The sequence below is a fragment of the Flavobacterium psychrolimnae genome (genome assembly GCF_003312425.1).
In the GTDB taxonomy this organism is placed as follows: Bacteria; Bacteroidota; Bacteroidia; order Flavobacteriales; family Flavobacteriaceae; genus Flavobacterium; species Flavobacterium psychrolimnae.
Map to the genome: position 1 here is coordinate 26206 of NZ_QNUX01000002.1, position 16848 is coordinate 43053.

Sequence of the window (16848 nt, forward strand, 5' to 3'; positions counted from 1 at the left end):
AAAAATGGATAAAAAAATTTTCTCTTTTTTGTTTTCTACCCGATTAATGGCTTTTTTATTTATTTCCTATGCCGTTGCAATGGCCACCGGAACTTTTATCGAAAGTAAATACAACACCGATACCGCCAAAATTTTAATTTACAATGCCTGGTGGTTTGAAGCCATTCACGTATTTTTCTTGATCAATTTCATTGGAAATATTAAGCGTTACCAACTCTTAAAAAAAGAAAAATGGGCTACTTTATTACTCCATTTGTCTTTTATATTCATTATTGCGGGTGCTTTTGTAACGCGTTACATCAGTTATGAAGGAATGATGCCCATCAGAGAAGGCGCTTCAGAAAATCAAATATTTTCAGATAAAACCTTTCTGACAGTTTTTGTTGATGGTGAATATAAAGGCGAAATGAAACGACGCGTTTTTGAAAAACAAGTGTTGCTCTCTCCGGCTGTAAATAATAATTTCCGTATTTCTGAAAAGTTTGCCGACACACCATTTGAAGTAAAATATGAAAATTTCATAATGGGAGCCAAAGAATATATTAAGCCTGATCCAAAGGGAACAATATTTTTAAAAATTGTAGAAGCTGGTGATGGCGGTCGTCACGAGCATTTCTTGAAAGAGGGCGAAGTACAAAATATTCATAATGTTTTATTTTCGTTAAATAAATTTACGGATGGAGCCATAAATATCAATACGACTGGAAGTGCCTACACAATTCAAACGCCTTTTGAAGGAAACTTTATGCGAATGGCGGATAAATTACAGGGCAAAGTGACTAAAGATAATGCGCAACCCTTGATGATGCGTTCGTTATATAGCATCGGTGAAATGCGATTTGTATTTCCAGATCCTGCAGTAAAAGGAATTGTTGATTATGAATCGGATAATGATTTCAAAGCTAAAAATCATGAGGATGCGGTAACGGTTAAAGTTATTGCTGACGGTCAAGAAAAAACTGTTACTGTTTTAGGTTCCAAAGGTAAAATAGGAGAGGCCAAAACTGTAAAAATTGGGAATATTGATTACTCTTTTTTCTACGGAAGTAAAGCGTATGTGTTGCCTTTTAAGATAAAATTGAATGATTTTATTGCTCAGAAATATCCAGGAACGGAGAAAAGTTATTCTTCGTTTGAAAGTAAAGTAACCGTTGAAGATAAAGAACCATTTGATGCCAGAATTTATATGAATAATGTATTGGACCACAAAGGATATCGCTTTTTTCAGTCTAGTTTTGATCCTGATGAAAAAGGAACTGTTTTGTCTGTAAACCATGATTTTTGGGGAACTACGCTGACTTACATTGGTTATTTTATGTTGTACTTTGCAATGATGGCAATTATGTTTACAAAATATTCTCGTTTTGCAGATATCAAACGTAAGCTGGAAGTCGTTAAAACTAAGAAAGCTAAATTGTTGACTATTTTAATTTTTATGTTCAGTTTCAGCAGTTTTGCACAAGAACAGGAACACAATCACGCGGATCACGAAGGACATGCGCACACAGAAGCTGAAGCAGCGCCGGCAACGCACGCAAATCATTCTAAAAAAGTATTCAGTCAGGATGAACTGAATGATTTGATTACTAAGTATAAAGTTCCTGCAGAACATGCAGCAAAATTTGGTAGACTTGTAATTCAAGATGGTGGCGGTAGAATGAAACCGATTAATACGTTTTCATCAGAATTGTTGCGTAAAGTAAGCCAAAGTGATTCATACAATGATATGAATTCAGACCAAGTTTTCTTATCAATGACTCAGTATGCCAGTTATTGGATAGAGATTCCAATCATTTATTTAAGAAGAGGTAACGACAGTTTAAGACAAATAATAGGTGTTGATAAGAAAGCTAAATTTGCACCTTTCGTAGCTTTCTTTGATGCTAAAGGCAATTATAAACTTTCTAAATATTTAGAAGAATCATTTAAAGCGGCTAACCCCAATCAATTTGAAAAGGATTTTATCGAAACAGATAAAAGAGTAAACTTGATGGAATCGGCGTTAAGCGGTCGAATATTGAAAATTTTCCCTATTCCAGATGATAAAAATAACAAGTGGGTTTCTTATTTAGAACTCAACGAAGCAGGTTTCAAAGGGATGGAAGCGACGTATACTAAAAATGTATTGCCTTTGTATTTTGGTTCTTTGGCAAACGCTTCAACTTCTAATGATTACAAAACTGCCGATGAACTGCTTGAAAGTATCAATGGTTTCCAAAAGCGTTTTGGTAGTAAAGTGAGACCAAGTGAAGAAAGAATTACATCAGAAGTGTTGTATAATAAATATGATGTTTTTAATAAACTTTTTTATTGGTATGTTTTAGCTGCAATTTTGATGTTGTTTTTTACAATTATGCAAATCTTCAAAGAGCGCAAAGCATTAGCTATAGCAGTAAATACAATGCATATTATTGTAGGATTATTATTTGGATTGCATACTGTGGGCTTAATTGCCCGTTGGTATATTTCTGGTCACGCACCTTGGAGTAATGCGTATGAATCAATTATATATATAGCTTGGGCAACCATGTTTTTTGGTTTGGCTTTCGACAGAAAATCAAAACTTACTGTGGCTTCATCAGCTTTTGTAACCGCAATGATTCTTTGGGCTGCAAATCTAAACTGGATTGATCCGGAGATTGCAAATCTGCAACCAGTTTTAAATTCCTATTGGTTGATGATTCACGTTGCGGTAATTGTGGCTAGTTATGGCCCGTTTGCATTAGGATTTATTTTAGGAGCAGTTTCTTTATTACTGATTTCTTTTACAAATGAAAAGAACAAAGCCAAAATGGATTTGAATATTCAGGAAATCACTTATATCAACGAATTAGCATTAACGATAGGTTTGATAATGTTAACTATTGGAAACTTCCTTGGAGGACAGTGGGCCAATGAAAGTTGGGGACGTTACTGGGGATGGGATCCAAAAGAAACTTGGGCCTTGATCAGTATTATGGTCTATGCTTTTGTAATTCATGCTCGATTTGTTCCTTCTTTACGAGGAAAATGGATTTTCAATTTGATGAGTATGTTTGCTTTTATATCCATTTTGTTTACGTATTATGGAGTGAATTTTCACTTGGTAGGATTGCATTCGTATGCAAGTGGTGAAGCACATTCGTTGAGTTGGATTTGGTATTCTCTTGGAGGAATTACGTTGTTTGGTGCAATTTCCTATCCAAAATATAAGAAGTATTACAAGAAATAAGATTTGTTTAATTTAGATGCTAAAAAGGTTCAACCCAAGTTGAACCTTTTTTTTATTCCTCAAAATCAGCTTTATTCATTTTATAATATTCTAATGGAGATACACCTGCAATTTCTTTAAAGCTTGTAAAGAAAGGGTTGTACGAGGTAAACCCAACCTTTTTTGATAAAGAATCTAACGTGTTATTTTTTAAATAGTTTTGTTCAATTTGATTGATGGCATCATGAATCCGAATTACTTTTTTATATTCAGAAAACGAGATTGTTGAGTGGTATTTAAATAAATAGGAAAGATGACTTTTTGGAATTTTCAGGCTATTCGCTAAGTCTGAAATAGTCAGATTTGAATTTCTAAACAATTCAAATTTCAGTGAGATAGACTCAATTTCCTTAATATAATCAATAATATTTGAATCTATTTTTTCTTTAAGAACTAAATGTTGGTTGTTATTTAATTGAATGTCAGTATTTTTTTTCCAAATATCATTCAAGACTAAAGTATTATTTTTATTCTCATTAATCTTCTGGTGTAGTACATTATAACCGTAAAGAATTTCTGGAGAGCGTAATATTTTGAACAAAATGGTCAACCAAATCAATGCGGATATCCATTGATAACTGTGTCCTCTGATACTTTCATCAAAATATATTTCCTTTGAAATTGATATGAAAAGTCGGGATATCGTGAGTATTAGTCCAATAAATAAAAAAAGTGTCCAGTTATTTATTAACTTATTTTGTTTCTGAATCACTTTTATATCTCCTTTTCTAGTCCAAATAGTAGTTCTTAATAGTCGAAAACATAAAATTACATACGTAATGGCAAAAATAAAAAATATGCCATATATTATGATTTCTATTTGTTTTGAATTATAATCGAAATAATCTCGATTGATAGTAACTAAAAATAGCGCTACGGGAAATATGAAATGTAAAAGCTCCTTTGAATTTAGTTTTCTGTTATTTTCAGATAAATTTTTAAAGTACAGATAACAAATTGGGATTACTATCAGCGAAAAGTTTGAATATTTGAAATAAGTAGTTCTAAAATTGGAGTCGAAAACGAAATTGGTCAATCCGGATAAGAAAAAGCGTAAAGAAATAATAAGTATAAAAAGAATAATGTAAAGGTTCATTATTCTATTGGATTTATAATTTGTAAAAATTAAAAAAGTAGTTATTAATCCAATTAATCCTGTAATTATGAAAAGTAAATTTGAAAGCATTTTTGTTAATTTTTTCTAAATTTAAAATTACAATTTTTTTTTAAAGTTGAATTATTTAGTTGCTATAAATTGAAAAATAACCAAATGTTATTTTAGAATTGTCTTTTTTTTTGGAAATTATAACTCCTTATTAATGTCAATATTTACAATCAGTTGCAATATTTTTTTTCTCTAATTTATAGTTTTAGAGTTACTAAAAACTGAAAAGTTCTTACTAATCAATTGCATTTCCGTTTAAATGCATTTTTTATCGATGAAATACATTATTTTAGATTAATATTGTCTAAAATAAATTTCATGAGGTACTTACTTATATTTTTTACGGTCACCTTTCACGGACAAGTTTTGCACCATCAAATGGTATCATCTCAAGGTACGTCCAAAATTTTGTCAAATGGAACGGTGATATCTCAAACAATCGGACAGCAAAGTCTCACTGGAACTTCAAACAAGTATTATGTTGTGATGCAGGGTTTTCAACAAAGCTTTTGGGGAAACTATATTGCTTCTAATACAGTTGAAACAATCAAAACGACAACATTTCCTAATCCATTTGTTCAAACAGTGAACTTTGAATTTTCAAAAGTTATTACAGAAGAGATAGATATTAATGTATTTGATTTAGGCGGCCGTTTGGTATTTGAACAAAAGAAAAAAGCTGATAATTTAATTCTGACCATTACACTTCCTTTCTTGCCCAGCTCACAATATTTAGTTCGATTAAGCACCTCAAGTTTTACACATTTCACTAAAATCATCAAAATATGATAAAAAAATACTTTTTGTTTATTGCTCTTATCACAACTTGTCAAGTTTTTTCTAAAGGATTTTACCGGAATTTAGAAAATAATTTGAATGCTGATGTAACTCAAGCTTCATTTGGATTCCCAAATGTAAACACCTGTACTTTATTCATTAATTTTTATTATTTAGATCTAATAAATCCATTTAATCAGGTTAGATGTAATTCCTTTTTTTCTTGTTTTAATCATTTCTCAATAAAAAGTAATGATTTAATTCTGTTAGAATCGATCGGATCTACCACGTATTTAAGAAAAGGAATAAAGGCTTAACAATCCTTTAAGTTGTACATAGTATTCTTTTTTATAGAAACTAATATGTTATTTACAATTCCCAAGAAAATTTATCATTTACTCTAATCGAATTTAGAATTCATTTCACTAAAAATTATTGAACCATGAAAAAAATAATTTTACTTTTTATATTTTTTTTATGCGCTAAGAGTTTTGCGCAAACCAATGGGATTACCTACCAAGCTTTAATTCTAAATCCAACAGAAGGAAAAGTATCAACTGCAACTAATACAAATTCACCTTTAGTGAGTAAGGATATTTGTATGCTATTTAAATTTGTTGATGAGTTTTCAAATGTTGAATATCAGGAAGTTATTAGAACCAAAACAGACCCATACGGAATGGTTAACCTAATCATTGGAACTGGAACACAAACGGCTGGATATTCAACTTCTTTCGATAAAATTTCTTGGGATTCAGTACAAAAGAATTTGGTGGTTGGGATAAGTTTTACTGGAGACTGTTCTTCATTTACAGAAATTAGCAATCAACCTTTTAGTTCTGTTCCTTTTGCTTATTCATCAATAAATGCTGTGAATGTTACAGGTGTTGTGGCCTTAGAAAATGGAGGTACAAATGCGACTACAGTACTTGGTGCTAAAACTAATTTGGGACTTGAAAATGTAGATAACACTACTGATTTGAATAAACCAATTAGTACTGCTTCAAAATTAGCATTGAATTTAAAAGAAGATACTATAAATAAAAGTACTAATGTAACTACAGATGGAAATTCAGATATTAAATACCCAACTGTAAAATCTGTTAAAAACTATGTAGATTCAAGTGTTTCCTTCAATTTATCAGGTTTGACCAATGAAATTTCCAGAGCGACTTTAGCAGAAAATGCTATTGCAGCGAATTTAGTTACGGAAACCGAAAGAGCAACTTTAGCGGAAACAAACAGCGCAACTGCAATAACTGCTGAAACAACTCGTGCGACTTTAGCGGAAGCTACTAAAGAAGATGCAGCAAATAAAAGTACAGATGGAAGTTTTGCTTCGAATTCAGATGTAAAATTCCCAACAGAAAAAGCGACTAAAACTTATGTTGATGCAACTGCTTCATCCAGTTCTTTGGCTTTGAACAATGAAATTTCCAGAGCGACTTTGGCGGAAAATGCTATTGCAGCGAATTTAGTTATGCAAACCGAAAGAGCAACTTTAGCGGAAACAACCAATACAACTGCAATTACTGCTGAGACAAATCGTGCAACTTTAGCGGAAGCTACTTTAACAACAAACTTTACTGCAGAAGTAAATCGCGCCACAACAGCTGAAGCTACTAAAGAAGATACAGCAAATAAAAGTACAGATGGAAGTTTTACTTCGAATTCAGATGTGAAATTCCCAACTGAAAAAGCTACGAAAACCTATGTTGATGCATCTGCTTCATCCAATTCTTTGGCTTTGAACAATGAAATTTCAAGAGCGACTTTAGCAGAAAATAATATCGCAGCAAATTTGGTTTTAGAGACCGAAAGAGCAACTTTGGCGGAAACTACTTTATCAACGAACTTAATTGCTGAGACAAATCGTGCAACGATCGCTGAAGCGACTAAAGAAGACGCAGCAAATAAAAGTACAGATGGAAGTTTTACTTCGAATTCAGATGTGAAATTTCCAACCGAAAAAGCCACGAAAACCTATGTTGATGCAACTGCTTCATCCAATTCTTTTGCTTTAAACAATGAAATTTCGAGAGCGACTTTAGCGGAAAATACTATTGCAACGAATTTAACTTTAGAAACCGAAAGAGCAACTTTGGCGGAAACTACTTTAGCAACTAACTTGGCTGCTGAGACAAATCGTGCCACAACTGCAGAAGCGACTAAAGAAAATGCAATAAATAAAAGTATAGACGGAAGTTTTGCTTCGAATTCAGATGTGAAATTCCCAACTGAAAAAGCAACGAAAACCTATGTTGATGCATCTGCTTCTTCAAATTCTTTAGCTTTGAACAATGAAATTTCAAGAGCGACTTTAGCGGAAACAAACAACGCAACAGCTATAACTGCTGAAACAACTCGTGCGACTTTAGCGGAAGCTACATTAACAACAAACTTAACTGCTGAAGTAAATCGTGCCACAACTGCCGAAGCGACTAAAGAAAATTCCATAAATAAAAGTATAGACGGAAGTTTTGCTTCGAATTCAGATGTGAAATTCCCAACTGAAAAAGCAACGAAAACCTATGTTGATGCAACTGCTTCATCAAATTCTTTAGCTTTAATCAATGAAATTTCCAGAGCAACTACAGCGGAAAATACTATCGTTGCAAATTTGGTTTCAGAAACTGAAAGAGCGACTTTAGCCGAAGCTACAAACGCAACAGCAATAAATGCTGAAACAAATCGTGCGAATTTAGCGGAAACTACTTTGACAACAAACTTAACTGCTGAAGTAAATCGCGCCACGACCGCCGAAGCGACTAAAGAAGATGCAGCAAATAAAAGCACAGATGGAAGTTTTACTTTGAATTCAGATGTGAAATTCCCAACAGAAAAAGCAACGAAAACCTATGTTGATGCATCTGCTTCATCCAATTCTTTGGCTTTGACCAATGAAATTTCAAGAGCGACTTTAGCAGAAAATACTATCGCAGCAAATTTGGTTTCAGAAAACGAAAGAGCAACTTTAGCGGAAGCTACAAATGCAACGGCTATAACTGCTGAAACTAATCGTGCAACTTTAGCTGAAACTACTTTATCGACTAATTTAAATGCTGAAGTAATCCGTGCCACAGCTGCCGAAGCGACCAAAGAAGATGCTGTAAATAAAAGTATAGACGGAAGTTTTGCTTCGAATTCAGATGTGAAATTCCCAACTGAAAAAGCTACGAAAACCTATGTTGATGCATCTGCTTCATCCAATTCTTTGGCTTTGAACAATGAAATTTCAAGAGCGACTTTAGCAGAAAATACTATCGCAGCAAATTTGGTTTCAGAAACTGAAAGAGCCACTTCTGCGGAAGCTAACAATGCCACAGCTATCACTGCTGAAACAAATCGCGCGACTTTGGCGGAAAATACTTTAACAACGAACCTAGCTGCAGAAGTAAATCGTGCAAAAACAGCAGAAGCAACTAAAGAAGATGCAGCAAATAAAAGTATTGATGGAAGTTTTACTTCAAATTCAGATGTGAAATTCCCAACCGAAAAAGCGACTAAAACCTATGTTGACGCATCTTCTTCCTCCAATTCTTTGGCTTTAACCAATGAAGTTTCTAGAGCGACTTTAGTAGAGAATACTATCGCAGCGAATTTGGTTTTAGAAACTGAAAGAGCAACTTTAGCGGAAGCTTCAAATACAACTGCAATAACTACTGAAACTAATCGTGCGAATTTAGCAGAAACTACTCTAACAACAAACTTAGCTGCAGAAGTAAATCGCGCCACAACTGCAGAAGCAACTAAAGAAGATTCAGTAAATAAAAGTACTGACGGAAGTTTTGCTTCGAATTCAGATGTGAAATTCCCAACTGAAAAAGCGACTAAAACCTATGTTGATGCAACTGCTTCATCCAATTCTTTGGCTTTAACCAATGAAATTTCAAGAGCGACTTTAGCAGAAAATACTATCGCAGCAAATTTGGTTTCAGAAACTGAAAGAGCCACTTCTGCGGAAGCTAACAATGCCACAGCTATCACTGCCGAAACAAATCGTGCAACTTTAGCGGAAACTACATTAACAACAAACTTAACTGCAGAAGTAAACCGTGCCACAGTTGCCGAAACCTCTAAAGAAGATGCTGTAAATAAAAGTACAGACGGAACCTTTACTTCAAATTCTGATGTGAAATTCCCAACCGAAAAAGCAACGAAAATGTATGTGGATGCGAGTGCTTCATCAAATTCTTTAGCTTTGACCAATGAAATTTCCAGAGCAACTTTAGCGGAAACAAACAACGCAACAGCTATAACTGCTGAAACAACTCGTGCAACTTTAGCGGAAGCTACTTTAACAACAAACTTGACTGCAGAAGTAAATCGCGCCACAACAGCTGAAGCGACTAAAGAAGATGCAGTAAATAAAAGTACAGACGGAAGTTTTGTTGCAAATTCAGATGTAAAGTTCCCAACCGAAAAAGCGACTAAAACCTATGTGGACGCGAGTGCTTCATCCAATTCTTTGGCTTTAACCAATGAAATCACTAGAGCAACTACAGCGGAAAATATTATCGCAGCAAATTTGGTTTCAGAAACTGAAAGAGCAACTTTAGCGGAAACTTCCAACGCAACTGCAATCACTTCTGAAATAACTCGTGCAACTTTAGCGGAAACTACTTTAACAACAAACTTAACTGCTGAAGTAAACCGTGCCACAAGTTCAGAAGCGACTAAAGAAGATTCATCAAATAAAAGTACAGACGGAAGTTTTGCTTCAAATTCAGATGTGAAATTTCCAACTGAAAAAGCAACTAAAACGTATGTTGATGCAACTGCTTCATCCAATTCTTTAGCTTTGACCAATGAAATTTCAAGAGCAACTTTAGCGGAAAATACTATCGCAGCAAATTTGGTTTCAGAAACTGAAAGAGCTACTTCGGCGGAAGCTAACAATGCCATAGCAATCACTGCCGAAACAAATCGTGCGACTTTAGCGGAATCTACTTTAACAACAAACTTAACTGCAGAAGTAAATCGTGCTACAACCGCCGAAGCAACCAAAGAAGATACAATAAATAAAAGTACTGATGGAAGTTTTACTTCAAATTCTGATGTGAAATTCCCAACAGAAAAAGCAACTAAGACTTATGTGGATGCAAGTGCTTCATCCAATTCTTTAGCTTTGAACAATGAAATCATTAGAGCAACTACAGCAGAAAATACTATCGCAGCGAATTTGGTTTCAGAAACCGAAAGAGCAACTTTGGCGGAAGCTACTTCATCAACGAATTTAACTGCTGAAACAAATCGTGCAACTTTAGCGGAAGCTACATTAGCAACAAACTTAGCTGCAGAAGTAAATCGCGCCACGATCGCAGAAGCGACTAAAGAAGATGCAGCAAATAAAAGCACAGACGGAAGTTTCACTTCAAATTCAGATGTGAAATTCCCAACTGAAAAAGCGACTAAAACGTATGTTGATGTGAGCGCTTCATCCAGTTCTTTGGCTTTGACCAATGAAATTTCGAGAGCAACTACAGCGGAAAATAATATCGCAGCAAATTTGGTTTTAGAAACTGAAAGAGCAACTTTAGCCGAAGCTACAAACGCAACTGCTATAACTGCTGAAACAACTCGTGCGACTTTAGCGGAAGCTACATTAACAACAAACTTAACTGCAGAAGTAAATCGTGCTACGACCTCAGAAGCAACTAAAGAAGATGCAGCAAATAAAAGTACTGACGGAAGTTTTACTTCGAATTCTGATGTGAAATTCCCAACCGAAAAAGCTACGAAAACCTATGTTGACGCTTCTGCCTCCTCCAATTCTTTGGCTTTGACCAATGAAATTTCAAGAGCAACTTTAGCAGAAAATACTATCGCAGCAAATTTGGTTTTAGAAACTGAAAGAGCAACTTTAGCGGAAGCTACAAATGCAACGGCAATAACTGCTGAAACAAATCGTGCAACTTTAGCGGAAGCTACATTATCAACGAATTTAACTGCTGAAACAAATCGTGCGACTTTAGCAGAAAATACTTTATCAACTAACTTAACTGCAGAAGTAAATCGCGCCACAGCTGCCGAAGCGACTAAAGAAGATGCAGCAAATAAAAGTACAGACGCAACCTTTACTTCGAATTCAGATGTGAAATTCCCAACTGAAAAAGCGACTAAAACCTATGTGGATGCAAGCGCTTCATCTAATTCTTTGGCTTTAACTAATGAAATTTCAAGAGCGACTTTAGCGGAAAATGCTATTGCAGCGAATTTAGTTACGGAAACCGAAAGAGCAACTTTATCGGAAACAAACAACGCAACAGCAATAACTTCTGAAACAAATCGTGCGACTTTGGCGGAAACAAACAACGCAACTGCAATAACTGCTGAAACAACTCGTGCGACTTTAGCGGAAGCTACTAAAGAAGATGCAGCAAATAAAAGCACAGACGGAAGTTTTACTTCGAATTCAGATGTGAAATTCCCAACTGAAAAAGCGACTAAAACCTATGTTGACGCATCTGCTTCATCCAATTCTTTAGCTTTAACCAATGAGATTTCAAGAGCGACTTTGGCGGAAACTACAAATGCAACTGCAATTACTACGGAAGTAAACAGAGCAATTGTTGCTGAAGCAAAGAAAGAAGATGCTGTAAATAAAAGTACAGACGGAAGTTTTACTTCAAATTCAGATGTGAAATTCCCAACCGAAAAAGCGACAAAAACATATGTGGACGCAAGTTCATCTTCAAATTCTTTGGCTTTAACGAATGAGATTTCCAGAGCAACTTTAGCGGAAAATACAATTGCTAGTAATTTGGTTATAGAAACCGAAAGAGCAACTTTGGCCGAAAATACTTTAGCTACTAATTTGGACTTAAAAGCTAATTTGGCTTCCCCAAACTTTACAGGAACACCATCATTACCAACCGGAACAATTGCTGTAACACAATCTGCTGAAAATAATTCAACAGCTTTAGCAACTACTGCTTTCGTTACAGCTGCAAACGCAACAAATGCTAATTTAACTGGTGATGTTACAAGTATTGGAAACTTAACCACTATTGCTACTAATGTAATAACAACTACTAAAATTGCTGATAGTAACATAACCAATGCTAAATTAGACAAAGCAAATATTCCTCTGAGTGGTTTTGGAGTAGCTGCTAGTGCTGTTGCTTTAGGCAATAATAAGTTAACAGAAGTAGCCGATCCAACAAATCCTCAAGATGCAGCTACTAAAAATTATGTAGACGCATTAACTTCCATAGGTGTTACAGGGAACGGAACAACTAATTATATTCCAAAATTTTCTTCATCGCGTGCTTTAGCGAATAGTCTAATTTTTGATTCGGGAACTCAAATAGGGATTGGAACTAATGCGCCTACTTCTTTGTTTCAAATAGGAGGTAATGGTTCAGGTGATAATCCACTTAAATATGACTATGATGGTGGAGGTAACGGCGCTTTGAAATTTGGTTTTAGACAATACGAATACAGAATAAAATCAAATCAGAATAGTGGCGTTTTAGAAAATTTGACATTTTCATATTATAATCAAAGTACAGGAGTGGATAGTGATCGTTTTGTAATTGCAAATGATGGAATTTATATCCCAGGAAAATTAAATGTGACTGGCACCGTTAATGGAGGAGCAGCAACTTTATCCAGCTTAAACGTTAATAACAGTCAGTTTAATGTAAATAGTTCTACAAATACAATTGGATTTTTTACCGATAGTCCCACTTCTAAATTCCAAATTGGTGGTGATGGTAATTTTGATAATCCACTGAAATATGATTATGGATACGGGTCTGGTGAAGGAGCTTTAAAATTTGGTTTTAGACAAAATGAATTTAGAATTAAAACAAATCAAAACAGCGGAGTGTTAGAAAAACTGACTTTTTCATATTACAAAAATGCTGATGGTACTGATATTGAATCTATGCATATTGATAACAACGGAGTGGTTTCTATTACTAAATTAGCGGTAACTGCAGGAAGTCCAGGAAATGGAAAAGTTCTTACTTCGGATGCCTTCGGTAATGCTAGTTGGGTTGCCCCTGTTGTTGCTTCAAGCAATGAGTTTGTTGACTTAACTACCACACAAACTATAGCTGGGGCAAAAACATTTAGTAGTACAGTTACTGGAAATTCTTTTGTGAAATCAGGAGGAACCTCAGCACAATATTTAATGGCAGATGGAACCGTTTCAACCGGTGCTGCTCCAGTACGTGAAGTTGCAGACGAAACATCTGCTGCAGCAAGTCAAAATAGTTTTACATTGACTCAAACTCCATCAATTAATAGTAAAGTAAAAATGTATGTTAATGGAATTAGAATCAGTAATGCTGCTTATAGTGTAAGTGGAACAACATTAACCTATTTTCCAGCTAATAATGGTTCTTACATATTATCTGTTAATGATAGAGTTCAGTTTGATTATTTTTATTAATAGTGACTTCTAAAAAAGTTATATCATGAAGTTTTATAAAAAAATAGTTTTCTTTTTTTTGATTGTTGCTACTTTAGAAGTTTATGCTCAAAACACGCTAGACAATTTAGGGCTTACTAGCGCTACACCAGCGGCTGGAGCTTATAGTTTGAGGAAATTAAGCAGCTCTTACGCTGGTAGTGCCGTACAGGTAAGACGAAGTACAGACAATACCACTCAGGATATTGGTTTTGATGGTAATGGAGATTTAAACACGGCTGCTTTATTGACTTTTGTTGGTGCAAATAATGGTTTCGTGACTATTTGGTACGATCAAAGTGGGAATGCAAGGAATTTGATTAAAACCGATTATAATCTTCAACCACAAATAGTATTTAACGGAGCGTTCAAATACATTGGAACTAAAGTGGCGATTGATTTTTCAGGAAATAAGGGACTGGTTTATTCGGGTTCATTAATTTTAGCAAGTATTACTAGTGTTATAAGATCAGAAAGTACTAGTTGGCCAAGTTATCATACTATTCTTGAGGGAAGTCCAAGAATAGGAGGGATATTAGAAACTGGAGGGACAACATTTCATTCTAACGTTTATCCACTTGCAATATGGAAAAATGGGATTTCGAAAACAACTGCTGAATCCCTTACTCCTGTTAATGAAGGTATGGTTTTATCCATAAGTTCTCGAACGGATAACTTAAATAAAATCTTTATAGGTAATTACGATGGAGGTGGAAGTGGAGGTTCCATTTTAGAAAGTGAAGCCATCGGATTTTCTACTTTAAATGCGAATAATATTCGGGAATCAATAGAATGTAATCAAGGTACTTATTTTGGAATTTCAATGACATTATGTGCTACTGCAATACTGAAAAATCCTGCTTCTTCAATTCAAAACACATGTATGGGGGCAACGGCAATTCCATTGACAGTTCAGGCTTCAGGAAAAAATATAACGTATCAATGGTACAGTAATTCCAGTCCAAGCGCAACTGGAGGAACTTTAATTAATGGTGCTATTACTAATACTTTTACTCCGCCAACATCTGTTAGCGGGACAACGTATTATTATGTTGTTGTTTCCGATTTACAAGGAACTACAATTACTAGCGGTATTTCTGGAGCAATAATAGTAGAGAATTTAACTGCAATAACTGTTACACCATCAGCTGTAAGCATTAATTCAGGAGACTCAATTACTCTTACTGCATCAGGAGCGAGTACTTATTTGTGGGGTACAGGTATAACAACGCCATTGGACCAAGTTGCAAGTTGTAAACTTGCTGTTGGTTTGCGTTTACTTAGGACTGAATATACAGGACCTGCAGTTCGTTTGAGACGTGCGAGCGACAATGTAGAAGCTGATTTTGGATTTACACTTACGGATTTAAATACAGCAGCGATATCTTCTTGGTTGGGTATGTCAGCAGGATATTGTGTTAAACTTTATGATCAATCAGGTAATGGGAATGATATGGTTCCACCATCTGTAAATGCGCAACCACTTTATGTTTATAATGGATTGAATGCTAAACCGATTTTGAGATTTAATACTGCACAAAGTATAAAAAATAATATCAATTTCACACCACCATACACAGTAGTTTATGGTGCAAAACAGACAGGTCCAAGTAGAGGTCGTGTTTTAAATGCAAATAATAACTGGTTGCTTGGTTGGTGGAATGGAAGTAAAAGTCAAGCTCACTATGACGGTTGGGTTTCTAGAGATGGAAACACTACGGCTGATAACAACGCATATGTATACACTGCGACGGGAACTGGAAGTGCCTCAAGAATTTTTGAAAATGGGATTTCTAAAACTTTAAATACCAATGGAGGATTGAACGGTCCAAATGGATTAAGAATAAATGAAAGTGAACCTTCAGACGCTGATGTGGCAGATATATTTGTATTTAATTCCGTGTTATCAGACAATAATAGGGAAAAAATCGAACAAAGTACCGCTTCTTATTACGGTATTTATGGACAACCAATGGTACCGGGACAAACATTTACAGTTACTCCAACAGAAACTACTACTTATCAAGTTACGGGTTATTCTGCTAATGAAGGCTGTTCTGTTTCTAGTAGTGTGACTGTAACCGTACTAAAAAATCCAAATTTAGGTAATTTTAATTCACAAATAAAAACGTATTTTGATGGTTCTTATACAATTTCACCACCAAGTACCAGTAGTACGGACGCTATTAGTTATGCAAGTAGTAATACTGCTGTAGCAACTATCATTGGTACAACAGTAACAATTGTAGGAGCGGGAAGCACCACAATTACCGCTACTCAAGCAGCTAATTCGACTCATTATGGTGATTCTATAAGTGCTACTTTGACAGTAAATGCGGTTTCTGTTTTAACAAAAAATGGACAAGTTTCTACAACTGATTTCAATTATGTTAATAAAAATGGGGCTATAAGGAGTGATTTTGGGGTTAATAAAAATGGGCTCTCTATTCAAACAAAATCTTATGATTTATTAACTGGTTTGGTAATGAATTTAGATGCTGGTAATCTAGCCAGCTACCTGGGAACTGGAACTACTTGGACCGACTTAAGTGGTTTGGGAAATAATGGAATATTAGTAAATAACCCTGTTTATAATTCTTCTAATGGAGGTAACCTTGTGTTTAATGGATCCAATACTTATGTAGATGCCCCGCTTACAAAAACTGCATCATGTACATTCTCAGTATGGACTAAATCGACTTCTGCAAGCAATATGTTATTTAATGCGGGTAATGATGGTTCTGGTCCAGATTTATTTTTTTACGGCGGGGTTCTCAGTTGGAATACTTGGGACAGCTCTAATAATCCTTTTGGAAATATACCTGCTACGGCAGCAAATGGTAATTGGCATAATTATGTGGTGGTTAACGATGCTGTGTCTAATACTGCAAGATTGTATTATGACGGCGTACTTTATGGAACAGCTGGCTACAGAAACGCCTCTGCAAATACTAAATTATATATAGGAGGCTCTAATGGTGGGTGGCAATGGAATGGTGCAATTGGGAATTTCCAAGTTTATAATAGAATTTTAAGCCCGGCGGAGATCATTCAAAACTTTAACAATCTTAAAACAAGGTACGGCTTGTAGGTATAATTTAAAAGTTATTCTATTCCAATATTATAAAATCCATTTAAAATATTGTATTTCTTGCCATTAATATCTCTGTAATAGCCGCTTCATAATTTCGGATGCTCTTGGCTTTTTTTCTTTATGAAAATTGTAAAATATAACGG

General features: G+C 34.9%; 5 protein-coding genes. 4 read left to right on the forward strand and 1 reads right to left on the reverse strand.

The features are described from left to right. Positions 1-4: 4 nt before the first annotated feature. Positions 5-3211 carry a cytochrome c biogenesis protein CcsA gene (gene ccsA, locus DR980_RS02400; protein WP_113633675.1) on the forward strand — a complete coding sequence of 1069 codons (3207 nt, stop codon included), beginning with the start codon at positions 5-7 and terminating at the stop codon, positions 3209-3211. A gap of 52 nt (positions 3212-3263) precedes the next feature. On the opposite strand, the gene DR980_RS16315 is transcribed toward ccsA, so the two are convergent. Beyond that, positions 3264-3962 (reverse strand): helix-turn-helix domain-containing protein, encoded by a 699-nt coding sequence (locus DR980_RS16315; RefSeq protein ID WP_167400533.1) that lies wholly within the window; start codon positions 3960-3962, stop codon positions 3264-3266. Between the two features lie 771 nt (positions 3963-4733). Here DR980_RS16315 and DR980_RS02410 point away from each other — a divergent pair. From DR980_RS02410 to DR980_RS02425, 3 genes are all read left to right on the forward strand, one after another. Beyond that, on the forward strand, positions 4734-5204 hold the full coding sequence (locus DR980_RS02410; RefSeq protein ID WP_113633677.1) for a T9SS type A sorting domain-containing protein: 471 nt from the start codon (positions 4734-4736) through the stop codon (positions 5202-5204). A gap of 430 nt (positions 5205-5634) precedes the next feature. Then, on the forward strand, positions 5635-13593 hold the full coding sequence (locus tag DR980_RS02420) for a beta strand repeat-containing protein (protein ID WP_113633679.1): 7959 nt from the start codon (positions 5635-5637) through the stop codon (positions 13591-13593). Between the two features lie 25 nt (positions 13594-13618). Continuing rightward, complete coding sequence (locus DR980_RS02425) at positions 13619-16702, forward strand: Ig-like domain-containing protein (RefSeq protein ID WP_113633680.1); 3084 nt, start codon at positions 13619-13621, stop codon at positions 16700-16702. Positions 16703-16848: the final 146 nt, after the last annotated feature.